This is a genomic window from Halobacillus shinanisalinarum, from assembly GCF_022919835.1.
GTDB classification, from domain to species: domain Bacteria; phylum Bacillota; class Bacilli; order Bacillales; family Halobacillaceae; genus Halobacillus_A; species Halobacillus_A shinanisalinarum.
This window is the reverse complement of record NZ_CP095074.1, coordinates 2,525,138-2,549,923: the sequence shown is the minus strand read 5'-3', so window position 1 is coordinate 2,549,923 and position 24,786 is coordinate 2,525,138. Positions and strand designations below refer to the sequence as shown.

The 24,786-nt window shown below is 43.7% G+C and carries 31 protein-coding genes; all 31 read right to left on the bottom strand.

Going from position 1 to position 24,786, the window contains the following annotated elements:
- Positions 1-747 carry a type I methionyl aminopeptidase gene (map, locus tag MUO14_RS12630; protein ID WP_244751053.1) on the bottom strand — a complete coding sequence of 249 codons (747 nt, stop codon included), beginning with the start codon at positions 745-747 and terminating at the stop codon, positions 1-3.
- Positions 744-1,397, bottom strand: coding sequence for an adenylate kinase (locus MUO14_RS12625; protein WP_244751052.1), 654 nt, complete (start codon positions 1,395-1,397; stop codon positions 744-746). Before MUO14_RS12625 ends, map begins: the two co-directional genes overlap by 4 nt.
- Positions 1,398-1,436: 39 nt before the next feature.
- Positions 1,437-2,729, bottom strand: a complete 1,293-nt coding sequence (secY, locus tag MUO14_RS12620) for a preprotein translocase subunit SecY (RefSeq protein ID WP_244751051.1) — start codon at positions 2,727-2,729, stop codon at positions 1,437-1,439.
- On the bottom strand, positions 2,729-3,169 hold the full coding sequence (gene rplO, locus MUO14_RS12615) for a 50S ribosomal protein L15 (protein ID WP_244751050.1): 441 nt from the start codon (positions 3,167-3,169) through the stop codon (positions 2,729-2,731). The genes secY and rplO overlap by 1 nt, the downstream gene beginning before the upstream one ends.
- Before the next feature lie 29 nt (positions 3,170-3,198).
- Positions 3,199-3,381 carry a 50S ribosomal protein L30 gene (rpmD, locus tag MUO14_RS12610; protein WP_244751049.1) on the bottom strand — a complete coding sequence of 61 codons (183 nt, stop codon included), beginning with the start codon at positions 3,379-3,381 and terminating at the stop codon, positions 3,199-3,201.
- A gap of 18 nt (positions 3,382-3,399) precedes the next feature.
- Positions 3,400-3,897, bottom strand: coding sequence for a 30S ribosomal protein S5 (gene rpsE, locus MUO14_RS12605; RefSeq protein WP_244751048.1), 498 nt, complete (start codon positions 3,895-3,897; stop codon positions 3,400-3,402).
- A 20-nt stretch (positions 3,898-3,917) separates the two neighbouring features.
- A complete protein-coding gene (gene rplR / locus MUO14_RS12600; RefSeq protein WP_244751047.1) occupies positions 3,918-4,280 on the bottom strand; it encodes a 50S ribosomal protein L18 in 363 nt (120 codons plus the stop codon).
- A gap of 35 nt (positions 4,281-4,315) precedes the next feature.
- Positions 4,316-4,852 carry a 50S ribosomal protein L6 gene (rplF, locus tag MUO14_RS12595; protein WP_244751046.1) on the bottom strand — a complete coding sequence of 179 codons (537 nt, stop codon included), beginning with the start codon at positions 4,850-4,852 and terminating at the stop codon, positions 4,316-4,318.
- A 31-nt stretch (positions 4,853-4,883) separates the two neighbouring features.
- Positions 4,884-5,282 (bottom strand): 30S ribosomal protein S8, encoded by a 399-nt coding sequence (rpsH, locus tag MUO14_RS12590; protein WP_204710840.1) that lies wholly within the window; start codon positions 5,280-5,282, stop codon positions 4,884-4,886.
- A gap of 30 nt (positions 5,283-5,312) precedes the next feature.
- The gene (locus tag MUO14_RS12585; RefSeq protein ID WP_008592548.1) at positions 5,313-5,498 is read right to left on the bottom strand and encodes a type Z 30S ribosomal protein S14; all 186 of its coding nucleotides are present in this window, start codon (positions 5,496-5,498) and stop codon (positions 5,313-5,315) included.
- Positions 5,499-5,524: 26 nt separating this feature from the next.
- Positions 5,525-6,064, bottom strand: coding sequence for a 50S ribosomal protein L5 (gene rplE / locus MUO14_RS12580; protein WP_244755577.1), 540 nt, complete (start codon positions 6,062-6,064; stop codon positions 5,525-5,527).
- Positions 6,065-6,090: 26 nt separating this feature from the next.
- Positions 6,091-6,402 (bottom strand): 50S ribosomal protein L24, encoded by a 312-nt coding sequence (rplX, locus tag MUO14_RS12575; protein ID WP_244751045.1) that lies wholly within the window; start codon positions 6,400-6,402, stop codon positions 6,091-6,093.
- Positions 6,403-6,443: 41 nt separating this feature from the next.
- Positions 6,444-6,812 (bottom strand): 50S ribosomal protein L14, encoded by a 369-nt coding sequence (gene rplN, locus MUO14_RS12570; RefSeq protein WP_244751044.1) that lies wholly within the window; start codon positions 6,810-6,812, stop codon positions 6,444-6,446.
- Positions 6,813-6,853: 41 nt separating this feature from the next.
- Positions 6,854-7,117: a 30S ribosomal protein S17 gene (rpsQ, locus tag MUO14_RS12565; RefSeq protein WP_244751043.1), complete on the bottom strand. Its 264-nt coding sequence runs from the start codon at positions 7,115-7,117 to the stop codon at positions 6,854-6,856.
- Positions 7,118-7,141: 24 nt separating this feature from the next.
- Positions 7,142-7,342: a 50S ribosomal protein L29 gene (gene rpmC / locus MUO14_RS12560; protein ID WP_008636054.1), complete on the bottom strand. Its 201-nt coding sequence runs from the start codon at positions 7,340-7,342 to the stop codon at positions 7,142-7,144.
- Positions 7,332-7,766, bottom strand: a complete 435-nt coding sequence (gene rplP, locus MUO14_RS12555; protein ID WP_244751042.1) for a 50S ribosomal protein L16 — start codon at positions 7,764-7,766, stop codon at positions 7,332-7,334. The genes rpmC and rplP overlap by 11 nt, the downstream gene beginning before the upstream one ends.
- Before the next feature lie 17 nt (positions 7,767-7,783).
- Entirely contained in the window at positions 7,784-8,425 is a 642-nt protein-coding gene (rpsC, locus tag MUO14_RS12550) for a 30S ribosomal protein S3 (RefSeq protein ID WP_244751041.1), read from the bottom strand.
- A 3-nt stretch (positions 8,426-8,428) separates the two neighbouring features.
- Positions 8,429-8,770 (bottom strand): 50S ribosomal protein L22, encoded by a 342-nt coding sequence (gene rplV / locus MUO14_RS12545; RefSeq protein WP_244751040.1) that lies wholly within the window; start codon positions 8,768-8,770, stop codon positions 8,429-8,431.
- Between the two features lie 20 nt (positions 8,771-8,790).
- The gene (gene rpsS, locus MUO14_RS12540) at positions 8,791-9,069 is read right to left on the bottom strand and encodes a 30S ribosomal protein S19 (protein ID WP_244751039.1); all 279 of its coding nucleotides are present in this window, start codon (positions 9,067-9,069) and stop codon (positions 8,791-8,793) included.
- A gap of 57 nt (positions 9,070-9,126) precedes the next feature.
- Positions 9,127-9,960 carry a 50S ribosomal protein L2 gene (gene rplB, locus MUO14_RS12535; protein ID WP_244751038.1) on the bottom strand — a complete coding sequence of 278 codons (834 nt, stop codon included), beginning with the start codon at positions 9,958-9,960 and terminating at the stop codon, positions 9,127-9,129.
- Between the two features lie 34 nt (positions 9,961-9,994).
- Positions 9,995-10,282 (bottom strand): 50S ribosomal protein L23, encoded by a 288-nt coding sequence (gene rplW, locus MUO14_RS12530; RefSeq protein WP_244755576.1) that lies wholly within the window; start codon positions 10,280-10,282, stop codon positions 9,995-9,997.
- Positions 10,279-10,902: a 50S ribosomal protein L4 gene (rplD, locus tag MUO14_RS12525; protein ID WP_244751037.1), complete on the bottom strand. Its 624-nt coding sequence runs from the start codon at positions 10,900-10,902 to the stop codon at positions 10,279-10,281. The genes rplW and rplD overlap by 4 nt, the downstream gene beginning before the upstream one ends.
- 22 nt (positions 10,903-10,924) lie before the next feature.
- Complete coding sequence (gene rplC / locus MUO14_RS12520) at positions 10,925-11,560, bottom strand: 50S ribosomal protein L3 (protein WP_244751036.1); 636 nt, start codon at positions 11,558-11,560, stop codon at positions 10,925-10,927.
- A gap of 33 nt (positions 11,561-11,593) precedes the next feature.
- Positions 11,594-11,902 carry a 30S ribosomal protein S10 gene (rpsJ, locus tag MUO14_RS12515; protein WP_079525128.1) on the bottom strand — a complete coding sequence of 103 codons (309 nt, stop codon included), beginning with the start codon at positions 11,900-11,902 and terminating at the stop codon, positions 11,594-11,596.
- 791 nt (positions 11,903-12,693) lie between these two features.
- Positions 12,694-13,884 carry an elongation factor Tu gene (gene tuf, locus MUO14_RS12510; protein ID WP_244751035.1) on the bottom strand — a complete coding sequence of 397 codons (1,191 nt, stop codon included), beginning with the start codon at positions 13,882-13,884 and terminating at the stop codon, positions 12,694-12,696.
- Between the two features lie 127 nt (positions 13,885-14,011).
- The gene (gene fusA, locus MUO14_RS12505; RefSeq protein WP_244751034.1) at positions 14,012-16,090 is read right to left on the bottom strand and encodes an elongation factor G; all 2,079 of its coding nucleotides are present in this window, start codon (positions 16,088-16,090) and stop codon (positions 14,012-14,014) included.
- Positions 16,091-16,132: 42 nt separating this feature from the next.
- Positions 16,133-16,603, bottom strand: a complete 471-nt coding sequence (rpsG, locus tag MUO14_RS12500; RefSeq protein WP_244751033.1) for a 30S ribosomal protein S7 — start codon at positions 16,601-16,603, stop codon at positions 16,133-16,135.
- Positions 16,604-16,657: 54 nt separating this feature from the next.
- Positions 16,658-17,071, bottom strand: coding sequence for a 30S ribosomal protein S12 (rpsL, locus tag MUO14_RS12495; protein WP_244751032.1), 414 nt, complete (start codon positions 17,069-17,071; stop codon positions 16,658-16,660).
- A 97-nt stretch (positions 17,072-17,168) separates the two neighbouring features.
- Positions 17,169-17,420: a ribosomal L7Ae/L30e/S12e/Gadd45 family protein gene (locus MUO14_RS12490; protein ID WP_244751031.1), complete on the bottom strand. Its 252-nt coding sequence runs from the start codon at positions 17,418-17,420 to the stop codon at positions 17,169-17,171.
- 143 nt (positions 17,421-17,563) lie between these two features.
- A complete protein-coding gene (gene rpoC, locus MUO14_RS12485) occupies positions 17,564-21,169 on the bottom strand; it encodes a DNA-directed RNA polymerase subunit beta' (RefSeq protein WP_244751030.1) in 3,606 nt (1,201 codons plus the stop codon).
- Positions 21,170-21,230: 61 nt separating this feature from the next.
- Positions 21,231-24,758, bottom strand: a complete 3,528-nt coding sequence (gene rpoB, locus MUO14_RS12480; protein ID WP_244751029.1) for a DNA-directed RNA polymerase subunit beta — start codon at positions 24,756-24,758, stop codon at positions 21,231-21,233.
- Positions 24,759-24,786 lie beyond the last annotated feature (28 nt).

Sequence of the window (24,786 nt, the reverse complement as noted above, 5' to 3'; positions counted from 1 at the left end):
TTAGGATTTAGTTAAGATTTCGTAACCTTCTTCCGTAATCGCAATGGTGTGTTCGAAATGAGCACACATTTTACCATCTCGTGTCACTACCGTCCAACGATCCGCAAGAGTCTTTACGTATCGACTCCCTGCATTGACCATTGGCTCTACAGCCAAAACCATTCCTGGCTTCAAGCGTGGACCTTTGTTAGGCGGACCGTAATGAGGAATTTGTGGGTCCTCATGAAGATCTTGCCCAACACCATGGCCCACATATTCGCGTACAATCGAAAAACCTTCCGTTTCGACATAGCTTTGAATGGCATGGGATATATTAGAAAGGCGTTCGCCAGGCTTTGCTTCATCAAGCCCCTTTAACAACGAGGTTTCGGTTACTCTCAGCAAACGCTCTGTGTCTTCATCAACAGTGCCGACTGGATATGTCCATGCCGAATCACCATGATAGCCTTTATATTTTGCACCAATATCAATACTAATGATATCGCCCTCGTTCAAAACCCGGTTACCCGGGATCCCGTGGACGAGCTCTTCATTGACCGATGCGCAAACACTACCACGGAATCCATTATAACCTTTAAAAGATGGGATTGCATCCATACTGCGTATGAATCGATCAGCTATTTGATCTAATTCACCGGTTGTTACACCGGGACGGATGTTTTTCCTCATTTCTCGGTGCGTTAAGGCAACGATTCTGCCAGCTTCACGCATAACTTCTAACTCCCGTGGTGTTTTGCTAATTATCATCTTACAAGGCCTCCAAGCTTTTTATCAATGTCTTGAAAAACGAGATCGATATCACGATCACCATTATAAGTGACTAAATATCCCTTGTCTTGGTAGAAGTTTAGAAGCGGTTGTGATTGCTCAACATTTACTTCTAAACGTTTTTTTACGGTCTCAGGCTGATCGTCTTCACGTTGAATTAACTCTGAACCGTCATGATCGCACTTCCCTTCCTCTTGAGGAGGGTTGAAAGCAATATGATAAGTGGCCCCGCAAGTCGGGCATACTCTTCGTCCAGTAAGGCGTTCGATGAGTTGGTCTTTGGGAACATCAATATGAAGAACATAATCGACTGATTCGTTCATATCTTTCAACAAATTCTCTAATGCTTCCGCCTGGGCAATCGTTCTAGGAAAGCCGTCAAGCAGAAAGCCTTTTTGACAATCGGGTTTGCTTAGACGCTCACGAACAATCCCAATAGTTACTTCATCCGGGACTAACTCGCCTTTGTCCATATATGATTTAGCTTCTTGGCCAAGTATTGTTCCTTCTTTGATAGCTAAACGGAACATATCTCCAGTTGAGATATGAGGGATGTTATATTTTTCGACTATCTTCTCTGCCTGTGTGCCTTTACCAGCACCAGGAAGACCCATCAGAATTAAATTCAACGTATTCCCTCCGTCTCATATTCATTATCGTTACTCAAACTACTTAATAAAGCCTTTATAATGACGTTTCACAAGCTGGCTTTCAAGCTGTTTCATCATTTCAAGTGCAACCCCTACAACAATGAGCAAGCCTGTTCCTCCAATTTGTACAGTAGGCGGCAGATCGGCTGCTGCACCTAGAATAATAGGAAGAATAGAGACAGCTGCTAGGAATATAGAACCCACGAAGGTTAAGCGATACATGACCCTGGTAAGATAGGTCTCTGTGTTTGCACCAGGACGAATTCCGGGAATATAACCGCCTTGCTTCTTCAAATTCTCTGCCATTTGTTCCGGATTTACCTGGACAAATGTATAGAAATAGGTGAAGGCAATAATTAACGCAACATAGATAATCATTCCAGGCCAGTTCTGATAATCAAAGATATATTGAATCACAGAGGCTACTTCATTACCTTCAAAGAATCCGGCAACGGTTCTAGGAGCGATAATGAATGAAATGGCAAAGATTACTGGGATAACCCCTGCGGCATTTACCTTAATAGGCAGGTGGGTTGAATGACCGCCTACAGGTGAACGGTTTACTAATTTCTTAGCATATTGGATCGGAATTTTGCGAAGCGCCTGTTGGATAAAAATAACCCCAACCACAACAGCAACGATAACTAATGCGATGATCGCGATGATCACCAGATTAATAAATAGCTGCTCTCCAGCACCAGAGATGTACTGGTCATACAGCTGATTAACACCTGTTGGGATCGCAGCAACGATCCCGGCAAAAATCAAAATAGATATACCATTTCCAACACCGTGAGAAGTAATTTGTTCACCAAGCCACATCAAGAAAGCCGTTCCGCCAGTTAATACCAGAGCAATGACAGCGTATGTTAGCACGCCTGGACTAGTGATCAGTTGACCACCAGCTAAAGTATTAAATCCAATTGACATTCCAATTGCTTGAACAAAGGCTAGAGCAATCGTTCCGTAGCGGGTAAACTGAGCTAATTTCCGACGGCCTACATCACCTTGACTTTTCCATTCCGCAAACTTAGGTACTACATCCATTTGTAGCAATTGCATAATAATAGAGGCTGTGATGTACGGCATAATTCCCATTGCAAAGATAGAGAAATTCTGCAGTGCACCGCCCCCAAAAGTATTTAAGAATCCGAATGCATTTTGTTCATCCATAAAGTTGATCGCATCCTGATTCGTAAATGGTACGGGTATGAATGTACCCAGGCGAAAAACAATAAGCATCAATAGTGTGAAGATAATTTTCCGCCGAATATCACCCACGCGCATAAAATTGGAGATTGTCCGGAACATTAAATCACCTCAGTTTGACCGCCCGCTGCTTCAATAGCCTCTTTTGCTGAAGCAGAGAACTTATGAGCTTTCACTGTAAGTTTCTTCTCGACAGAACCTTTACCTAAAACTTTAATGCCAGCTTTTTCTTTGCTGACTATGCCAGTTTCAAGTAGAAGCTCAGGAGTAACCTCTGTGCCTTCTTCAAAACGATTAAGAGCATCAAGGTTAATTATCGCAAATTCCTTACGGTGAATGTTCGTAAACCCACGCTTAGGCAAACGTTGGAATAGCGGCATTTGGCCGCCTTCAAACCCTGGGCGTGTTTTGCTGCCAGAACGCTGTCCCTGACCTTTGTGACCACGGCCTGATGTTTTACCATTACCGGACGCCATTCCACGACCAACACGGTTACGTTCTTTACGAGATCCAGCTGCTGGTTTCAGTTCATGCAGTTTCATGCGAGCACCTCCTTATTTATGATTCTTGCTTATACTTCTTTAATCGATACAAGGTGAGATACCTTATTAGCCATACCTCGGATCGCTGGGTTATCTTCAATTACGACAGATTGACGAATCTTGTTTAAACCAAGCGCTTTAACAGTCGCACGCTGATCTTGTGATCTGCCAATAACACTGCGCGTGAGGGTAATTTCTAACTTTTTAGCCATTTTATTTCCCTCCTTATCCTACAGTTCTTCTACAGACTTCCCACGAAGTCGAGCAACGTCTTCTGCGCGTTTAAGCTCGCCAAGCCCACTAAGTGTAGCACGCACCATATTAATTGGTGTGTTTGAACCAAGTGACTTAGAAAGAATATCTTGAACGCCTGCAAGCTCAAGTACTGCACGTACAGGACCACCTGCGATAACTCCGGTACCTTCTGCTGCCGGCTTCATAAAAATGTTGCCTGCACCAAACCGTCCTGTGATTTCGTGTGGAATCGTTGTATCTTTAATTGGTACTGAAATAAGACTCTTCTTTGCATCATCAATAGCTTTCTTAATCGCATCTGGTACCTCTTGCGCTTTACCTGTACCGAATCCGACATGACCATTTTTATCTCCTACTACAACCAATGCAGCAAAACGGAAGCGACGTCCACCTTTTACTACTTTCGCTACACGGTTGATCGTTACTACTCGTTCTTCTAGATCCAATTTATTAGGGTCAATGTTTGTTAGCATATATGTCCCTCCTTTAACGATTAAAATTCCAGGCCGGCTTCGCGAGCCGCATCTGCTAGAGCTTTCACACGTCCATGATACAAGTAACCGCCACGGTCGAACACAACGACTTTATAACCGTTGTCTTTCGCACGTTCAGCGACCAATTCACCGACTTTTTGAGCTGCTTGAACGTTTCCAGTGTTATCAACACCGAAGTCTTTTTCTACAGTAGAAGCACTTGCTACGGTAACTTGGTTCGTGTCATCAATCAATTGTGCATAGATGTGTTTGTTAGAGCGATAAACGTTTAAACGCGGGCGTTCCGCTGTACCGACTACAGTCGTACGTACACGAGCATGACGCTTTTTACGTACGGCATTTTTATCAGCCTTCGTGATCATCTGGGTCACTCCTTTCTATTCCTTACCTTAGAACCTTATTTAGCTGTCTTGCCTTCTTTTCTGCGAACACGTTCGTTTTCATAACGAATTCCTTTGCCTTTATAAGGCTCTGGAGGACGGATAGCACGGATTTTTGCTGCTACAGCCCCGACAAGCTCTTTGTCGATACCTTTAATAGTTAACTTCGTGTTTGACGGAACATCAATTTCAATTCCTTCACGCTTTTCAACTTCTACAGGGTGAGAGTAACCAGCGTTAATAACAACAGTATCTCCCTGTTTTTGCGCACGGTAACCTACACCGATAATTTCAAGGCTTTTCTCATAACCTTTAGATACGCCCTCAACCATGTTGCCGATCAGGCTGCGAGTTGTACCATGAAGAGCACGATGTTCTTTGTGGTCGCTTGGACGAGCCACTGTAAGAACGTTATCTTCAATCTTCACCGTAATATCTTCGTTGAATGTACGAGTCAATTCACCTTTTGGACCTTTAACCGTGATTGTATTATTATCCTGAATAACTTCTACACCTTCAGGGATTTCTAATGATTTTAATCCTACGCGAGACATTCATTTGCACCTCCTGTCTTATCTATTTCAATTACCAAACGTAAGCTAGCACTTCGCCGCCAATGGCTTGTTCGCGAGCTTCTTTGTCTGTTAGTACACCTTTTGAAGTAGAAACAACGGCAACGCCAAGTCCGTTTAGAACTTTCGGAAGTTCTTCAGCTTTAGCATAAACACGTAGTCCTGGTTTACTGATACGTTTTACCCCAGTGATGACACGCTCTTCATTTTGACCGTATTTAAGGAAGATGCGAAGAACGCCTTGTTTGCTATCCTCTACAAATTCATAATCCCGTACAAAACCTTCACGCTTTAAGATATCAGCAATTTCTTTTTTTACTTTAGAAGCTGGAAGTTCAAGCTTCTCGTGACGAACCATATTCGCGTTACGAATACGAGTAAGCATATCTGCAATTGGATCTGTCATAGTCATAACTCATATACCTCCTTCCCTATATCGGGTTTACCAGCTGGCTTTTTTGACACCAGGGATTTGTCCTTTATATGCAAGTTCACGGAAACAAATACGGCAAAGCTTAAATTTGCGAAGTACGGAATGAGGACGTCCGCAACGTTCACAGCGAGTGTATTCGCGTACTTGGAACTTTTGTTTGCGCTGTTGTTTCGCGACCATTGATTTTTTAGCCACAATTTTCCCTCCTTATGGTTAGCTCGTTATTTCTGGAACGGCATACCGAATTGAGCTAATAGTTCACGTGATTCTTCGTCAGTGTCTGCCGTTGTGACGATAACGATATCCATGCCACGCACTTTATCTACTTTGTCATAATTAATTTCCGGGAAAATTAACTGTTCTTTAACTCCTAGTGTGTAGTTCCCACGACCATCGAAGGCTTTCTTGGAAATCCCACGGAAGTCACGCACACGTGGTAAAGATACAGAAACTAGCTTTTGGAAGAATTCATACATACGTTCTCCGCGAAGTGTAACCTTCGCACCAATCGGCATTCCTTCACGCAAACGGAAACCTGCAATAGATTTCTTCGCCTTAGTGATCATTGGTTTCTGACCGGAGATTAATGATAATTCTTCGACAGCTGAATCAAGTGCTTTCGCATTTTGTACAGCATCGCCAACACCCATGTTAATTACAATCTTTTCGACTTTAGGTGCTTGCATAATAGAGTCGTAATTAAACTTGCTCATCATAGATGGCACAATTTCTTCTTGATATTTTTTCTTGAATTCGTTCATCAAGTGGCCCTCCTTTCGTCACTGGATTATTTATCTAATGCTTCACCAGATTTTTTCGCGATACGAACTTTCTTTCCGTCCTCAACTTTATAACCAACACGTGTTGGTTCGCCGGATTTCGGATCAACCGGCATTACGTTGGAAACGTGAATTGGCGCTTCCTGAGAAAGGATCCCGCCTTGTGGGTTATCTTGTGAAGGTTTAGCGTGCTTTTTCACTTCGTTGACACCTTCGACAAGAACACGGTCTTTCTTAGGGAAAGCTTGAAGGATTGTACCTTGCTTGCCTTTGTCCTTACCGGAAATAACCATAACTTTGTCACCTTTTTTCACGTGCATGCTTCGCGCACCTCCTTACAAGGCTTTTCATTTCAAGGTTTTTATAATACTTCTGGGGCTAATGATACGATCTTCATGAATTTAGCATCACGAAGTTCACGAGCTACTGGACCAAAGATACGAGTTCCGCGCGGCCCTTTATCATCACGTACGATTACTGCTGCATTTTCATCGAAACGAATGTAAGAACCATCTTTACGACGCATTCCGCTCTTTGAACGCACAATAACGGCTTGGATAACTTCACCTTTTTTGACAACGCCCCCTGGTGTTGCTTGTTTCACAGTAGCAGTGATAATATCACCGATGTTAGCAGTCTTGCGACCAGATCCACCCAAAACCTTGATGGTTTGGATTTCACGTGCACCAGAGTTGTCGGCTACTTTCAAACGAGTCTCCTGTTGAATCATACACTGTAACCTCCCTTCGGAATACTTCCGAGCGAACTAAATTAAATAATAACTGACTCTTCTACGACTTCTACAAGACGGAAACGCTTGGTCGCTGACAATGGACGAGTTTCCATAATACGTACAACGTCACCATTTTTAGCTTGATTGTCTTCATCGTGAGTCTTGAATTTTTTTGAATACTTTACGCGTTTGCCATAAAGTTTGTGGAACTTATATGTTTCAACCAGAACAGTAATGGTTTTATCCATTTTGTCCGATACTACACGGCCAGTGTAAACTTTACGATTGTTACGTTCACTCATGTGAGGGTGACCTCCTCTCATTTATTAGTTATTTACGCCTAGCTCACGTTCGCGAGCAACAGTTTTCATACGTGCGATCGATTTGCGAACTTCGCGAATACGAGCAGTGTTCTCAAGTTGACCTGTTGCCAGCTGGAAACGTAGGTTAAAAAGTTCTTCTTTTAACGACTTAACTTTTTGTTCAATTTCGGCAGTGGTTAATTCACGGATTTCATTAGCCTTCATTGATTTCACCACCAATTTCTTCACGTTTTACAAATTTAGTACGGATCGGCAGTTTATGTGATGCAAGACGAAGCGCTTCACGAGCAACTTCTTCTGATACACCCGCAATTTCAAATAAAATCTTTCCTGGTTTTACTACAGCTACGAAGCCTTCAGGTGCCCCTTTACCGGAACCCATTCGTACTTCAAGGGGTTTAGCAGTATAAGGCTTATCCGGGAAGATTTTAATCCATACTTTACCGCCACGCTTCATGTAACGAGTCATTGCGATACGCGCTGCCTCGATTTGGCGGGCTGTGATCCATGCAGGATCGATTGCTTGTAGACCATATTCACCGAAAGCTACGGATGTACCACCTTTAGCACGTCCTCTTAAGCTAGAACGGTGTTGACGACGATATTTAACACGTTTAGGCATTAACATAATGCTTTTCCCCCTTCCTAGTTGTTGTTTTTAGTTGGAAGGACTTCTCCACGATAGATCCACACTTTAACACCAAGTTTACCGTAAGTGGTGTCAGCTTCTGCAGTTCCATAATCGATATCTGCACGAAGTGTGTGAAGTGGTACTGTTCCTTCACTGTAATATTCTGCACGAGCGATATCCGCACCGCCAAGGCGTCCAGATACTTGTGTACGAATACCTTTCGCTCCTCCACGCATCGCGCGTTGGATTGTTTGTTTCTGTGCACGACGGAAAGATACACGGTTTTCCAATTGACGTGCGATATTGTCAGCTACAAGAGTAGCGTTTAAATCGGGCTTTTTCACCTCAATGATGTTGATGTGAACGCGTTTACCAGTAAGATCATTGAGTGATTTACGAAGTGCTTCAACTTCTGAACCGCCTTTACCGATAACCATACCTGGCTTACCAGTGTGAATAGTGATGTTTACACGGTTAGCTGCACGCTCAATTTCAATTGTAGATACGGCAGCATCTTTAAGACGTTGTTCAATATATTCACGAATCTTAATATCTTCATGCAACAAGTCAGCATAGTCTTTGCCGGCGTACCACTTAGACTCCCAGTCACGGATAACGCCAATACGAAGACCTACCGGATTAACTTTTTGACCCACTGATTATCCCTCCTTCTTTTCTGATACAACCACTGTAATATGGCTGGTACGTTTGTTGATTTGGCTTGCACGTCCCATGGCACGAGGGCGGAAACGTTTAAGAGTTACGCCTTCATTTACAAACGCTTCGGAAACATATAAATTATCCGTGTCCATTTCATAATTGTGTTCAGCATTTGCAATCGCAGATTTTAGCAACTTCTCAACAACTGGAGATGCGCCGCGCTGTGTTAAGCGCAATGTCGCGATCGCTTCACCTACGTTTTTTCCTCGAATCAAATCGATAACTAAACGAGCTTTACGAGGAGCTATACGAACGGTTTTAGCAACTGCTTTAGCTTGCATTAGAGTGCCTCCTCTCTCCATTAGCGTTTTGTTTTCTTATCGTCGCCAGAGTGTCCCTTAAACGTACGGGATGGCGCGAATTCACCGAGTTTATGACCAACCATATCTTCAGTCACGTAAACAGGTACGTGTTTGCGTCCGTCATAAACTGCGATTGTGTGTCCGACAAAGTTTGGGAAGATAGTAGAACGGCGAGACCATGTCTTAATCACCTGGTGTTTGCTATCTTCGTTCAACTTCTCAACTTTTTTCATTAAATGGTCATCTACAAAAGGTCCCTTTTTTAGGCTGCGGCCCATTGATAAACCTCCCTTCGCGATTGAGAGACGGGTTTTATCGCCCGTCGTTCAATCCCGTTATTTTTTACCTCTTTTACGAACGATATATTTATCAGACGGTTTGTTGCGCTTACGGGTTTTGTAACCAAGCGTTGGTTGACCCCATGGAGATACCGGAGAAGGTCTACCGATTGGCGCACGTCCTTCACCACCACCGTGAGGGTGATCGCTAGGGTTCATAACAGAACCACGTACAGTTGGTCGCTTACCTTGCCAACGAGAACGTCCAGCTTTACCAACACTGATGAGTTCATGCTCTATGTTACCTACTTGACCGATTGTTGCACGGCAAGTGCTTAGTATCAGGCGAACTTCAGCAGATGCAAGGCGTACTAGTGTATATTTTTCTTCGCGTCCAAGGATTTGTGCAGAAGCACCAGCAGAACGGACAAGCTGTCCTCCGCGTCCCGGCTTAAGTTCAACGTTGTGCACAACAGTACCAACTGGGATATCTTTCAAACGAAGGGCATTGCCTGCTTTAATATCAGAGCCTTCTCCTGAAATAATTTCGTTACCTACTTTAAGCCCTTTCGGAGCCAAGATATAACGTTTTTCACCATCAACATAGTTGATTAGTGCAATGTTAGCGGAACGATTTGGATCGTATTCGATCGTAGCAACACGTCCTGGTATTCCATCTTTATCACGCTTAAAGTCGATGATACGGTAGTGACGCTTGTGACCTCCGCCTTGATGACGAACTGTCAGCCTACCCTGGTTGTTACGTCCACCACGTTTGTGTAGTGGAGTCAATAGGGAGCGTTCAGGTTTGTCAGTTGTAATTTCAGCAAAATCAGATACTGACATGTGTCGACGACCGTTAGTAATTGGTCGGAACTTTTTAATCGCCATCTTTTTTCCCTCCTTCACTCATTGGATTTATGATTTATACTTCAAAGAATTCTAGTTCTTCACTGTCTTCAGTCAGAGTAACGACTGCTTTCTTACGATCAGAACGGTATCCACCGTAGCGACCCATACGCTTGAACTTACCTTTAAGGTTTGCAGTGTTCACGCCAGCAACTTTGACACCGAAAATCTCTTCGACTGCTGTCTTGATTTCCGTTTTATTTGCATACGTGCTCACTTCAAACGTATATTTCTTATCTCCCATAAGGTCAGCAGAATGTTCAGTAATGACAGGGCGTTTAATAATATCACGTGGTTCCATTATGAGAGCACCTCCCCTGCTTTTTCAGCTGCTTCCTTGGTTAGGATAAGCTTGTCATGCGTTAGTAAATCTAACACACTGACATCATCAAAAGTTAATGTTTTAACTGTTGGAAGATTATTAGAAGATAGAACAGCATTTTCGTTCTTATCTGCCGTAACAATTAGAGCTTTTTCATTAACGTCCAAAGCTTTGAGCATGCTAACTACTTCTTTTGTTTTTGGAGCATCAAAAGATAGACTCTCAAGAACAACAATGTTGTCTTCTTGAACTTTAGAAGAGTAAGCAGATTTAAGAGCTAAACGACGTGCTTTTTTAGGCATTTTGTAGCTATAGCTACGTGGTGTCGGACCGAATACAGTTCCGCCGCCTACCCACTGTGGTGAACGGGTTGATCCTTGACGCGCACGACCAGTACCTTTTTGGCGCCATGGTTTACGACCGCCGCCACTTACTTCAGAACGGTTTTTTACTTTGTGTGTCCCTTGACGCAATGAAGCGCGCTGTGACACAACAGCTTCATGTAAAACATGAGTATTAGGTTCAATACCAAAAACGGCATCACTTAGTTCGATATCTCCCACTTGGGAGCCGCTTTGGCTTAATAGTGCTACTTTAGGCATGACATATCCTCCCTTCCTTTAATTATTTGCTAGCCTTTATTGCACTTGTAACTTTAACGTACGATTTTTTCGGGCCAGGAACATTCCCTTTGATGAGTAGTAGATTACGCTCAGCGTCCACTTTCACTACTTCAAGGTTTTGCAGAGTTACTGTTTCTCCGCCCATTTGCCCCGCAAGGCCTTTACCTTTGAAGACTTTCGATGGGTCAGCACCCTGTCCCATAGAACCAGAACGACGGTGAAAACGGGAACCGTGGCTCATTGGGCCGCGAGATTGGTTGTGACGCTTGATTGCACCTTGGAAACCTTTCCCTTTAGAAGTTCCTGTTACATCGATTATGTTTCCTGCTTCAAAAATATCAACCTTAACCTCTTGACCTAGTTCATAGTCATCGAGGTTAGTATTACGGAATTCACGAATGTAGCGCTTAGGTGTTGTGTTTGCCTTTTCAGCATGACCTTGGTCAGCTTTCTTCAAACGGTTTGACTTCTGATCAGCAAAACCTAGCTGCAATGCTTCGTATCCATCGTTCTCAGTAGTTCTCTTTTGAAGAACTACGTTTGGCTCCGCTTGTACAACTGTTACTGGGATTAACTCGCCGTCTTCAGAGAAGATTTGAGTCATGCCGACCTTGCGTCCTAAGATTCCTTTCGTCATCCGTTACACCTCCTATTATAATTTCAATTTAATTTATAGTTTAATTTCGATATCCACACCAGAAGGCAGATCAAGACGCATTAGCGAATCTACTGTTTGCGGTGTCGGATTAACAATGTCGATTAGACGTTTGTGTGTGCGCATTTCGAACTGTTCACGAGCATCTTTATACTTGTGAGTTGCACGAAGCACAGTATAGATAGACTTCTCAGTTGGAAGTGGGATTGGACCAGATACGTTTGCTCCAGAGCGCTTCGCAGTATCTACGATTTTCTCAGCAGACTGATCTAAAACACGGTGATCATACGCCTTTAAACGAATACGAATTTTTTCTTTTGCCATTATTTTCCCTCCTTCTTCGCCCATTTTTAAAATAGACATTCTCCGCGAAAATTCCTTGACCTCACTAGCCATGGCAAAGGGGCCGGGTGTGTCAACAACCTTTCGCATCATCGCCTTTTATGACCAACATTACTCATTATATAGAAGAAACGCGGTCAACGCAAGGGTGAATTCATAAAAAATAAATTATGAACACCTCAAAATATTATACACACTTTAAATGTATAATTCAACCCTGTATTTAAATAGGTATTATTATAGTGTGTGTTCAAAAGTTTGACGAATGAGAACGTCGACAAAGATCGTAACGTCCTGTGCGTCGCAAAAATTTATAAAAGCGAAAGTTTTGAGGACCACAGCGTATCCCTTTCATACGTGAGGACCGGAAAAACCGAGAAACGAAGAAATTCGCCGTTTATCCCGCATGAACGGTTAGTAAAACGCCAAACATATCGTCGTGAAAATAAGAAGCTAAGCGGGGGTTAACTGTCCGTAAGTGTTCTATTTTAAGGAGCTACCGATTAAGGTCGCCTCGTCCTGTGGCAACGTCTGTGTGACCCACGTCGTCTAGTCCTCAACGAACCATCAGTAACCACCCACTGATGGAAGTTTCACTCTATCATTTGGTAACTTTTTGGACATCCTCTTATAGTCTTCTTTTATTTTTGAACCCGGTTCAACTTTGACATGTTAATAGAATATTTTCAACATGGGTAACAAGTCGAACGCAAAATCCAAAAAACAGGTAACGGCCAATGGCCGTTACCTGTTTATAAACATGTAATTATCTATTACTTAGTAATTTTAGATACAACGCCAGAACCTACAGTACGTCCGCCTTCACGGATAGAGAATCTAGTTCCATCTTCAATCGCGATTGGAGAGATAAGCTCAACTGTCATTTCGATGTTGTCGCCAGGCATTACCATTTCAACGCCTTCTGGAAGTTGAATAACACCAGTTACATCAGTTGTACGGAAGTAGAACTGAGGGCGGTAATTTGAGAAGAATGGAGTGTGACGTCCACCTTCATCTTTAGATAGTACATAAACTTCAGCTTGGAAGTTAGTGTGTGGTGTAATAGAACCAGGCTTAGCTAGTACTTGACCACGGTTGATATCTTCACGGTTAACCCCACGAAGAAGCGCACCAATATTATCGCCAGCTTCAGCATAGTCAAGAAGCTTACGGAACATTTCTACCCCAGTGATCGTAGTTTTGCGAGCATTTTCTGCCATACCAATGATTTCGATTTCGTCACCGACTTTAACTTGACCACGCTCAACACGGCCAGTTGCAACTGTACCACGGCCAGTGATTGAGAAAACGTCCTCAACTGGCATCATGAATGGCTTGTCAGTATCACGGTCTGGTGTTGGGATGAACGCATCAACTTGTTCCATAAGGTCGAAGATAGCTTGCTCGTATTTTTCGTCCCCTTCAAGTGCTTTAAGAGCAGATCCACTTACAACTGGTGTTTCGTCACCATCGAAGTCGTACTCGGAAAGAAGGTCGCGAACTTCCATTTCAACTAGTTCAAGTAGCTCTTCATCGTCTACCATGTCTGTTTTGTTAAGGAAAACTACGATTGCTGGTACACCAACGTTTTTAGAAAGCAGGATATGCTCACGAGTTTGTGGCATTGGGCCATCAGCTGCAGATACAACTAGGATAGCTCCGTCCATTTGTGCAGCACCAGTGATCATGTTTTTAACATAGTCAGCGTGACCTGGGCAGTCAACGTGAGCATAGTGACGGGCTTCAGTTTCGTACTCTACGTGTGCAGTGGAGATAGTGATTCCACGCTCACGTTCCTCTGGAGCACCATCGATCATATCGTAAGCCATCGCAGAGCCTTCACCGGATTTCTTGTGAAGTACAGTAGTGATTGCTGCAGTTAATGTTGTTTTACCGTGGTCAACGTGTCCAATAGTACCAATGTTTACGTGGGATTTGGACCGGTCAAATTTTTCTTTACCCATTGTATATTTCCTCCTTTAAATAAATAACAGTGTTATTTTCGAATTAATTTTATATGAAGCCATAGGAAGAATTCTACCTTCCTATGGTTACATTACAAGTTATACTTGAACTTAACAAAAAAATCAATTATGCACCAGCATTTTTCTTGATGATTTCCTCAGAAATACTCTTCGGAACTTCTTCATAGTGGTTAAAGTGCATCGTGTACGTTCCACGTCCTTGTGTGTTTGAGCGGAGAGATGTTGCATAACCAAACATTTCGGATAGTGGTACGAATGATTTAACAACCTGAGCAGTACCTCGAGTTTCCATACCTTCAACACGTCCACGACGAGAAGTTACGTCACCCATGATATCACCCATGTATTCTTCAGGAATAACAATTTCAACTTTCATCATTGGTTCAAGAAGAACTGGTTTACATTTGTTTTTTGCCTCTTTAAGTGCCATTGAAGCAGCTACTTTAAAAGCCATTTCATTGGAGTCAACATCGTGATAAGACCCATCATATAGGGTAGCTTTGATGTCAACCATTGGGTAACCGGCAAGTACACCGTTTTCCATAGAATCTCTTATACCAGCTTCTACAGATGGAATGTATTCACGTGGTACAACTCCACCAACGATTTTGTTTACGAATTCGTATCCAGCGCCTTCTTCGTTTGGTTCGAATTTAACCCAAACGTGACCGAACTGTCCACGTCCACCGGACTGACGTACGAATTTACCTTCAACTTCCGCACTGCCGCGGAATGTTTCACGATAAGCAACCTGCGGAGCACCAATGTTCGCATCCACCTTAAACTCACGACGTAGACGGTCAACGATGATGTCAAGGTGAAGTTCACCCATACCACCAATGATTGTTTGGCCAGTCTCCACATTAGTTTCCGTACGGAACGTTGGATCTTCTTCAGCAAGTTTACCAAGTGCTATTGACATTTTGTCTTGATCGGCCTTGGATTTAGGCTCAATCGCAACATCAATAACAGGTTCAGGGAATTCCATAGACTCAAGAATAACTAGACTCTTTTCATCACATATTGTATCCCCAGTGCCTGTGTCTTTAAGTCCGACAGCACCGGCAATATCCCCGGCATATACTGTTGAAATCTCTTCACGAGAGTTGGCATGCATTTGCAGGATACGACCAACACGCTCACGCTTATCTTTCGTAGAGTTCTTAACATATGAACCAGAGTTAAGTGTACCTGAATACACTCGGAAGAAGGTTAGCTTACCAACGTAAGGGTCTGTTGCAACCTTAAAGGCCAATGCAGAGAATGGTTCTTTGTCGTCAGCTTTACGGACAACTTGCTCTTCCGTTTGTGGTACGTGACCTTCGATTGGGGGTACATCCAATGGTGATGGAAGATAGTCAATAACCCCATCAATCAAAAGCTGAACACCTTTGTTTTTAAAAGCAGATCCACAGAATACCGGATAAAAATCCACCGTTAGAGTTGCAGTACGGATAGCTTCCTTAAGCTCTTCTGTAGTGAATTCCTCTCCTTCTAAGTACTTCATCATCAAGTCTTCATCAAGTTCAGCTACAGCTTCAATTAGCTTGCCATGATACTCTTCAGCTTGCTCTTTGTACTCATCGGGAATTTCGCGTGCTTCTGCACGAGTTCCAAGGTCATCCATGTAGTAGTAGGCTTCCATTGTTACTAGGTCGATGATTCCTTCGAAGTCATCTTCAGCACCAATCGGAAGTTGTACTGCTGCAGCATTTGCTCCAAGGCGGTCTTTCAACGTACCTAAGGAATAAATGAAATCTGCACCAATTTTGTCCATTTTGTTTACAAATACGATACGTGGAACACCATATGTTGTTGCCTGACGCCATACTGTTTCAGTTTGTGGTTCAACACCAGACTGAGCATCAAGTACGGCTACAGAGCCATCAAGTACACGCAGGGAACGTTCAACCTCTACTGTGAAGTCTACGTGTCCTGGTGTATCAATGATGTTAATACGGTGGTCTTTCCACTGAGCAGTTGTTGCTGCGGAAGTAATGGTGATTCCGCGCTCTTGTTCCTGCTCCATCCAGTCCATTTGTGAAGCTCCTTCGTGAGTTTCACCAATTTTATGGATTCGTCCTGTATAGAAAAGAATACGCTCGGTAGCAGTCGTTTTACCGGCATCAATGTGTGCCATAACTCCGATATTACGGGTCTTTTCCAAGGAGAACTCTCTAGGCATGATTTTTTCTCCTTCCTGATTGAAAGTTTATTCCGCAGATGATTACCAACGGTAGTGAGCGAATGCTTTGTTTGCTTCCGCCATTTTGTGCATGTCTTCACGGCGCTTAACGGCAGCACCTGTATTATTACCTGCGTCTAGAATTTCGTTAGCTAGGCGTTCTTCCATTGTTTTCTCTCCGCGTAGACGCGCATAGTTCACAATGAAACGTAAACCTAGTGCTTGACGACGTTCAGGGCGAACCTCAACAGGTACTTGGTAATTAGAACCACCTACACGACGAGCACGAACCTCTAGTACTGGCATTACATTTTTCATCGCTTGTTCGAAAGTTTCCATAGCTTCATTTCCGCTACGTTCCTGAACAAGTTCAAATGATTTATAAAGAATTTTCTGAGCTTTACCGCGCTGACCATTCACCATGATTTGGTTGATCAAACGAGTAACAAGCTTAGAATTATACATTGGATCTGGTAACACATCACGTTTAGCTACTGGACCTTTACGTGGCATATGTTCCCCTCCTTTCCTTAATTGTTAGTTTAAGACACATATCGTTTGCATCTATTATTTTTTAGGTTTCTTCGTACCGTATTTAGAACGTCCTTGCATACGACCGTCAACGCTTGCAGTGTCTAATGCACCGCGTACGATGTGATAACGCACACCAGGTAAGTCCTTAACACGTCCGCCACGGATAAGAACAACACTGTGTTCTTGTAGGTTGTGGCCGATGCCAGGAATGTAGGCGTTAACTTCTAGTTGGTTAGTTAGGCGAACACGTGCATATTTACGAAGTGCAGAGTTCGGTTTCTTAGGTGTCATCGTACCTACACGCGTGCAAACACCACGTTTTTGTGGAGAAGACTGATCAGTCATACGCTTTTTATAGCTATTGAAGCCTTTGTTCAAAGCAGGAGAATCAGACTTTCTACTTTTACTTACGCGTCCTCTACGTACTAATTGATTTATAGTTGGCATAATTAATATCCTCCCTTCAAGGTTTTTCAAATCCCACACATCCAGGTGGTTCATAAAAAGGCAAAAAACAAAGCTTTCGCGATTGAACGCCAAAACTTTATTGCTTTATCGCCACTGTAGCAGCCCCAACATCAATTCCACACGCATTCCCTAGTTCCTCCATCGAAGCAACGTTCGTATGAGGAATATTCATTTGTGCAGCTAGTTTGGCTACTTTCATTGTCATAAACTGATCAGCATCATCAGCTGTGATGACGTGGTTCACTTCGCCATTTTTCATAGCTTTAAGTGTTTGTTTGGTTCCAATGACTATATCAGATTTAGCCTGTGCTACTTTTTCATAAGACATCTTCATATCCTCCAAAGTAACAAGGATAAACGGAAGCACCTTGCTTATATTATCACTACCCAAAATTCATGTCAACTGCATTTTTGATAGTTTTTGAAAGAAGATGCTTCCCTTCCATTTATCCTGTGTTAATTGTTATGACTTTATGGCTGTGTTACTTCTTCAACGGTTTCAGTCTCTTCTTTAGCTTCAGACTGTGCCTGAATCTTGCGGTACCTTGTCATACCCGTACCGGCTGGAACCAGTTTACCAATAATAACGTTCTCCTTCAGTCCGAGTAATTCATCACGCTTACCTTTGATCGCTGCATCTGTCAGGACACGTGTTGTTTCCTGGAAGGACGCTGCAGATAAGAAGCTGTCTGTTTCAAGTGACGCTTTGGTAATACCAAGAATAACCGGACGACCGACAGCCGGCTGGCCACCTTCCATAAGAACTCTCTGGTTTGCTTCTTTGAATTGGTGAATCTCAAGAAGTGATCCAGGCAGTACATCCGTATCTCCAGAGTCAAGCACTCTAACTTTACGCAGCATTTGGCGAACCATAACTTCTACGTGCTTATCGGAAATCTCAACCCCTTGCATACGATATACCTTCTGAACTTCTTTAAGAAGATATTCTTGTACCCCATCTAAACCTTGAACACTTAATAGTTCTTTCGGATCAATGGAACCTTCAGTCAGTGCTTCACCGGCTTCGACTTCATCACCTTCCGTTACTCTTAGTCTAGAGCCGTATGGTGCTGTATAAGAACGAGTCTCTACAGATCCTTGAACAACGATTTCTTGTTTTTCTTTCACCTCGTTGATTTCATGAACGGTACCGGCAATTTCAGTTATAACAGCTTGACCTTTTGGATTACGTGCTTCAACGATCTCTTGGATACGCGGAAGACCCTGTGTAATGTCATCCCCTGCTACACCACCTGTGTGGAAGGTACGCATTGTAAGCTGTGTACCTGGTTCACCGATGGATTGGGCAGCAATGATCCCCACAGCTTCTCCAACTTCGACTTCGTCACCTGTGGCAAGGTTACGTCCGTAGCATTTCTTACACACGCCGTGTTTCGTATTACAAGTAAATGCTGAACGAATTACAACTTTTTCAACACCTGAATCAACGATTTGCTTCGCTGCATCCTCAAAGATTACCTCATTACGCTGTGCAAGAATTTCACCAGTTTCAGGGTGCTTAACAGTTTGGAAAGCTGTCCGTCCGATTAGACGATCGATCAATGGCTCGATCATTTCCGTTCCTTCTCTTAGAGAACTTACAGGAAGACCGCGGTCCGTTCCGCAATCATCTTCACGAACGATGACATCCTGAGCTACGTCAACAAGTCGACGAGTAAGGTAACCCGAGTCAGCTGTTTTCAGTGCTGTGTCGGCAAGACCTTTACGTGCACCGTGTGTTGAGATGAAGTACTCAAGTACCGTCAATCCTTCACGGAAGCTTGACTTAATCGGCAGTTCAATGATTCGACCAGCCGGGTTAGCCATCAAACCACGCATACCAGCAAGCTGGGTAAAGTTTGATGCGTTACCACGAGCACCAGAGTCACTCATCATAAAGATTGGGTTGCGCGGATTCAACGACTGCATTAGGCGGTCTTGAATATCATCTTTACACGCTGACCATATTTCAATGACTCGGTCATAGCGCTCTTCTTCCGTAATTAGACCCCGACGGAATTGCTTCAGAACTTTATCTACTTTAGCTTGTGCTTCCTCAAGAATTTCTTGTTTCTCAGGAAGTACAACGACGTCGGATACACCGACAGTAATACCAGCTTTTGTAGAGTAAGCAAAACCAAGATCCTTCATACGGTCAAGCATTTTAGAGGTTTCGCTGATCGAGAAGCGTTTAAATACCTCCGCGATAATGTCACCAAGAATTCCCTTCTTGAACGGAAGAACTTCCTCTCGGCTAGCGATCTCTTTTTTAATGTCCGTTCCTTTTTCAACAAAGAAGCGGTCTGAGGTTTTCACTTCCAGATTCTCCTGAGTCGGTTCATTCATATAAGGGAATGAACTCGGGAGCATCTCGTTAAAGATCAGCTTCCCTACTGTAGTCAGCAATAATTGTTGCTGTTGCTTTTCAGTAAACGTTTCATTTTTCAATGAGCTGGCTTGAACAGCTACACGTGTATGCAAATGCGTATACCCATTTTGATAAGACATGATGGCTTCGTTTAGATCTTTAAAGACCATTCCTTCGCCAACGGCCTCGGCACGTTCAAGTGTAAGGTAATAGTTCCCTAGCACCATATCCTGGGAAGGTGTAACAACTGGCTTCCCATCTTTAGGGTTAAGGATGTTTTGAGCAGCTAGCATTAAGATACGAGCCTCTGCTTGTGCTTCAGAAGACAATGGTACGTGAACAGCCATTTGGTCACCATCAAAGTCAGCATTATAAGCTGTACATACGAGCGGGTGAAGGCGAATGGCACGACCTTCTACAAGTGTTGGTTCGAATGCCTGAATACCGAGACGGTGCAATGTTGGTGCACGGTTCAGCAAAACAGGGTGTTCTTTAATAACATCTTCGAGAACGTCCCATACTTCAGGGTGTATACGCTCAATTTTACGTTTGGCTGATTTAATATTGTGGGCTAAGCCGCGTGAAACAAGCTCTTTCATAACAAACGGTTTAAACAGTTCAAGAGCCATCTCTTTCGGAAGACCACACTGATACATTTTCAGGCTTGGTCCTACAACGATTACAGAACGCCCTGAATAGTCAACACGTTTACCAAGTAAGTTTTGGCGGAAACGACCTTGCTTCCCTTTTAGCATGTGAGAAAGGGATTTAAGCGGACGATTCCCTGGACCAGTAACTGGACGACCACGGCGACCGTTATCGATGAGAGCATCGACAGCTTCTTGCAGCATACGCTTCTCGTTCTGAACGATAATCGTTGGTGCTCCAAGATCTAACAGACGCTTAAGGCGGTTGTTACGATTGATTACACGACGGTAAAGATCATTAAGGTCAGACGTAGCAAAACGACCGCCGTCAAGCTGGACCATCGGACGTAATTCAGGTGGTATGACCGGAAGAACGTCTAAGATCATCCATGATGGGTCATTTCCTGAGTTACGGAAGGACTCAAGTACTTCAAGACGCTTAATCGCCCGGGTACGACGTTGCCCTTGTGCTGTTTTAAGCTCTTCTTTTAGTGTATCTACCTCACCATTAAGATCAATATCAAATAGAAGCTTACGAATCGCTTCTGCACCCATGGCGGCTTGGAACCCTTGGCCAAACTTTTCACGGTATGAGCGATATTCTTTCTCAGAAAGCAGCTGTTTCTTGTCTAATGCCGTTTCACCTGGATCCGTTACGATATATGCCGCAAAATAAATGACTTCTTCCAAGGCACGTGGGGACATGTCAAGAACGAGTCCCATGCGGCTTGGGATACCTTTGAAATACCAAATGTGAGAGACAGGGGCAGCTAATTCCAAGTGCCCCATACGCTCACGGCGTACTTTCGCTTTGGTTACTTCAACACCACAGCGGTCACAAACAACGCCCTTGTAACGCACGCGCTTGTATTTCCCACAGTGGCATTCCCAGTCTTTCTGTGGACCGAAAATCCGTTCACAGAATAAGCCGTCTTTCTCAGGCTTCAACGTACGATAGTTAATTGTTTCTGGTTTCTTAACCTCGCCATATGACCAAGAACGGATCTTGTCCGGCGAAGCCAAGCCAATTTTCATATACTCAAAGTTATTTACATCTAGCAAGGGGCCTACCTCCCTTTCAGTGTCCAGGTTCTACCCTAAGCTCAGAACACAATCTCGCCTATTATTCTTCCATGTTCAAGTTCTCAGATTCCTTGGTTTGTTCCTCTTCAATATCTCGCATTTCGATTTCCTTCTCGTCACCAGATAGAATTTTCACATCCATACCCAGACTTTGAAGCTCCTTAATAAGAACTTTAAAGGATTCTGGGACACCTGGCTCTGGAACGTTATCACCTTTAACGATCGCTTCATACGTCTTCACACGACCGACTACATCATCAGACTTGACCGTAAGGATTTCTTGTAGTGTATAAGCAGCACCATATGCCTCTAGCGCCCATACTTCCATCTCACCGAAACGCTGTCCACCGAATTGCGCTTTACCACCAAGCGGTTGCTGCGTTACAAGAGAGTATGGTCCAGTAGAGCGGGCGTGTAATTTATCATCAACCATGTGTGCCAGCTTGATCATGTACATGACACCAACAGATACACGGTTATCAAATGGTTCCCCTGTACGTCCATCATAAAGGATTGTTTTCGCATCACGCGACATCCCTGCTTCTTCTAGTGTTTCCCATACATCTTCCTCACGAGCACCATCAAATACTGGTGTAGCTACACGAGTTCCAAGCTGACGTGCAGCCATTCCCAAATGCAACTCAAGTACTTGACCGATGTTCATACGAGATGGAACCCCTAGAGGGTTAAGCATGACATCAACAGGTGTTCCGTCTGGCAGATATGGCATATCTTCTTCAGGGAGAATCTTAGATATAACCCCTTTGTTCCCGTGACGCCCCGCCATTTTATCCCCTTCAGAAATTTTACGCTTCTGAACGATGTAGGCACGAATCAATTGGTTTACACCTGGTGGGAGCTCATCGCCGTCTTCACGGTTGAAGATCTTCACATCAAGTACAATTCCGCCTGCTCCATGTGGTACGCGAAGAGAAGTGTCTCGAACTTCACGTGCTTTTTCACCGAAAATTGCGTGTAGGAGACGTTCCTCAGCGGACAATTCAGTAACCCCTTTAGGTGTTACTTTTCCGACTAGAAGATCTCCGTCACTCACTTCAGCTCCAACGCGGATGATCCCGCGCTCATCCAAGTCACGAAGGGCATCTTCGCCAACGTTAGGAATGTCACGAGTGATTTCTTCTGGTCCAAGCTTCGTATCACGAGCTTCGGACTCATATTCTTCTATATGAATGGATGTATATACATCATCTTTCACAAGGCGTTCGCTCATGATGATGGCATCCTCATAGTTATAACCATCCCATGTCATAAAGGCAACAAGTGGGTTTTGACCTAAGGCAAGCTCACCCATATCCATCGATGGACCGTCAGCAAGGATTTCACCTTTTGTTACACGATCCCCTTTAGAAACGATTGGACGCTGGTTGTAGCAGCTTCCCTGGTTTGAACGGATAAACTTCTGTAAGCGATAGCGGTCTAGGTCACCTTCTACCTCCTTGCCATCAACCTCGGAAATACGGCGTACCAGAACCTCTTTCGCTTCAACGCGTTCAACAACACCTTCATGATGACAAATGACAGCAGCACCGGAATCTTTTCCGGATACATATTCCATTCCAGTACCGACAATTGGTGCATCGGGCTTAAGCAATGGCACTGCTTGACGCTGCATGTTTGCACCCATGAGAGAACGGTTGGAGTCATCGTTTTCTAGGAAAGGAATACATGCAGTTGCTGCAGAAACAACTTGTTTTGGCGATACATCCATGTAATCAAGACGATCACGGCTAACGACTGTGTTTTCCCCACGGAAACGAGAAATAACCTCTTCATCTTGGAAAGAACCATCTTCATCAAGCTTCGCGTTGGCTTGTGCGACTACATAGTTGTCCTCTTCGTCTGCAGTCAAGTAATCAATCTGCGCCGTTACCTTATTAGTTTCTGGATCGACACGGCGATACGGTGTTTCAATAAAACCAAATTCGTTAACTTTTGCATAGGAAGATAAAGAGTTAATTAACCCGATATTCGGCCCTTCTGGAGTTTCGATCGGACACATACGCCCATAGTGAGAGTAGTGTACGTCACGAACTTCAAAGCCGGCGCGTTCACGTGTTAGACCGCCGGGTCCTAGTGCTGACAAACGACGTTTGTGTGTCAGTTCAGCAAGCGGGTTCGTTTGGTCCATGAACTGTGAAAGTTGCGAGCTCCCAAAGAACTCTTTAATCGATGCAATCACCGGTCTAATATTAATCAATTGCTGCGGTGTAATAGAAGATGTGTCCTGGATGGACATCCGCTCACGAACCACACGCTCCATACGAGATAACCCAATACGGAATTGGTTCTGAAGCAATTCCCCAACTGAACGTAGACGACGGTTACCTAAATGGTCAATGTCGTCCGTTCCGCCAACCGTGTGGAGCAAATTGAAGAAATAGCTGATGGAAGAGATAATATCTGCTGGTGTAATGTTCTTCACACCACGATCGATATTGGCGTTTCCAATTACATTAATAGAGCGTTCACCTTCTGGATCAGTCGGGTCTACAATCTTGACAGACTGAACACGGATTGGCTCTTCAAGCACACCATCAGATGGGTCTAACAGGCGCTCACTTGTCGTTTCCTCTTCGTTATCGAAATGAGGAATTAATTTATCCAACAAACGACGGTCGATTTTAGCACCTTTTTCTGCTAGTACTTCACCTGTCTCTTCATCTACGAGCGTTTCTGCTAATGTTTGATTAAATAGACGGTCTTTAATGTGGAGCTTTTTATTCATTTTATAACGACCTACGCGTGCAAGGTCATAACGTTTCGGGTCAAAGAAACGGGATACGAGTAAGCTCTTCGCATTCTCTACTGTAGGCGGCTCGCCCGGGCGTAGACGCTCATAAATTTCGAGTAATGCTTTCTCACTATTCTCAGTGTTGTCCTTTTCTAACGTGTTTTTCAAGTACTCATTATCACCAATCAGATCGGTAATTTCTTGATCTGTTCCAAAGCCTAGAGCACGTAATAACACGGTAATCGGAAGTTTACGAGTCCGGTCGATACGAACGTGAACAACATCTTTGGCATCCGTTTCGAACTCAAGCCATGCTCCGCGGTTTGGAATTACTGTAGCGGATACGCCTCTCTTACCGTTTTTATCAATCTTTTTATTGAAATATACACTTGGAGAGCGAACAAGCTGTGAAACGATAACACGCTCAGCACCATTAATAATAAAGGTACCTGTGTCTGTCATTAGCGGGAAGTCTCCCATAAATACTTCTTGTTCCTTTACTTCGCCTGTTTCATTGTTTAGAAGACGAACTTTCACACGAAGCGGTGCGTTGTATGTTACGTCTCGATCTTTTGACTCATCTACTGGATACTTCGGCTCGCCAAGACTATAGTCTACAAACTCAAGTGATAGGTTACCTGTGAAATCTTCAATCGGTGAAATGTCTTTAAACATTTCTTTCAAACCTTCTTGTAAAAACCAATCATAAGACGCGGTTTGAATCTCGATTAAGTTTGGTAACTCTAATACTTCACTGATACGTGCATAACTTCTGCGTTGGCGGTGCCGTCCGTATTGAACTAGTTGACCTGTCAACTGATTCACCCCTCAAATCAAGCAATTT

Excerpts from the sequence above, each read along its gene's own strand:
- map (WP_244751053.1), bottom strand. The coding sequence starts at position 747 with ATGATAATTAGCAAAACACCACGGGAGTTAGAAGTTATGCGTGAAGCT.
- secY (WP_244751051.1), bottom strand. The coding sequence starts at position 2,729 with ATGTTCCGGACAATCTCCAATTTTATGCGCGTGGGTGATATTCGGCGG.
- rplO (WP_244751050.1), bottom strand. The coding sequence starts at position 3,169 with ATGAAACTGCATGAACTGAAACCAGCAGCTGGATCTCGTAAAGAACGT.
- rpmD (WP_244751049.1), bottom strand. The coding sequence starts at position 3,381 with ATGGCTAAAAAGTTAGAAATTACCCTCACGCGCAGTGTTATTGGCAGA.
- rpsE (WP_244751048.1), bottom strand. The coding sequence starts at position 3,897 with ATGCTAACAAACATTGACCCTAATAAATTGGATCTAGAAGAACGAGTA.
- rplR (WP_244751047.1), bottom strand. The coding sequence starts at position 4,280 with ATGATCACGAAGGCTGATAAAAATGCCGTACGTAAAAAGCGTCATGCT.
- rplF (WP_244751046.1), bottom strand. The coding sequence starts at position 4,852 with ATGTCTCGCGTAGGATTAAAATCATTAGAAATCCCTGAAGGTGTAGAA.
- rpsH (WP_204710840.1), bottom strand. The coding sequence starts at position 5,282 with ATGACTATGACAGATCCAATTGCAGATATGCTTACTCGTATTCGTAAC.
- rplE (WP_244755577.1), bottom strand. The coding sequence starts at position 6,064 with ATGAACGAATTCAAGAAAAAATATCAAGAAGAAATTGTGCCATCTATG.
- rplX (WP_244751045.1), bottom strand. The coding sequence starts at position 6,402 with ATGCACGTGAAAAAAGGTGACAAAGTTATGGTTATTTCCGGTAAGGAC.
- rplN (WP_244751044.1), bottom strand. The coding sequence starts at position 6,812 with ATGATTCAACAGGAGACTCGTTTGAAAGTAGCCGACAACTCTGGTGCA.
- rpsQ (WP_244751043.1), bottom strand. The coding sequence starts at position 7,117 with ATGAGTGAACGTAACAATCGTAAAGTTTACACTGGCCGTGTAGTATCG.
- rpmC (WP_008636054.1), bottom strand. The coding sequence starts at position 7,342 with ATGAAGGCTAATGAAATCCGTGAATTAACCACTGCCGAAATTGAACAA.
- rplP (WP_244751042.1), bottom strand. The coding sequence starts at position 7,766 with ATGTTAATGCCTAAACGTGTTAAATATCGTCGTCAACACCGTTCTAGC.
- rplV (WP_244751040.1), bottom strand. The coding sequence starts at position 8,770 with ATGCAAGCTAAAGCAGTTGCTAAAACCGTTCGTATAGCTCCTCGTAAA.
- rpsS (WP_244751039.1), bottom strand. The coding sequence starts at position 9,069 with ATGGGCCGCAGCCTAAAAAAGGGACCTTTTGTAGATGACCATTTAATG.
- rplB (WP_244751038.1), bottom strand. The coding sequence starts at position 9,960 with ATGGCGATTAAAAAGTTCCGACCAATTACTAACGGTCGTCGACACATG.
- rplD (WP_244751037.1), bottom strand. The coding sequence starts at position 10,902 with ATGCCTAAAGTAGCACTATTAAGCCAAAGCGGCTCCCAAGTGGGAGAT.
- rplC (WP_244751036.1), bottom strand. The coding sequence starts at position 11,560 with ATGACGAAAGGAATCTTAGGACGCAAGGTCGGCATGACTCAAATCTTC.
- rpsJ (WP_079525128.1), bottom strand. The coding sequence starts at position 11,902 with ATGGCAAAAGAAAAAATTCGTATTCGTTTAAAGGCGTATGATCACCGT.
- tuf (WP_244751035.1), bottom strand. The coding sequence starts at position 13,884 with ATGGGTAAAGAAAAATTTGACCGGTCCAAATCCCACGTAAACATTGGT.
- fusA (WP_244751034.1), bottom strand. The coding sequence starts at position 16,090 with ATGCCTAGAGAGTTCTCCTTGGAAAAGACCCGTAATATCGGAGTTATG.
- rpsG (WP_244751033.1), bottom strand. The coding sequence starts at position 16,603 with ATGCCACGTAAAGGTCCAGTAGCTAAACGTGATGTGTTACCAGATCCA.
- rpsL (WP_244751032.1), bottom strand. The coding sequence starts at position 17,071 with ATGCCAACTATAAATCAATTAGTACGTAGAGGACGCGTAAGTAAAAGT.
- MUO14_RS12490 (WP_244751031.1), bottom strand. The coding sequence starts at position 17,420 with ATGTCTTATGAAAAAGTAGCACAGGCTAAATCTGATATAGTCATTGGA.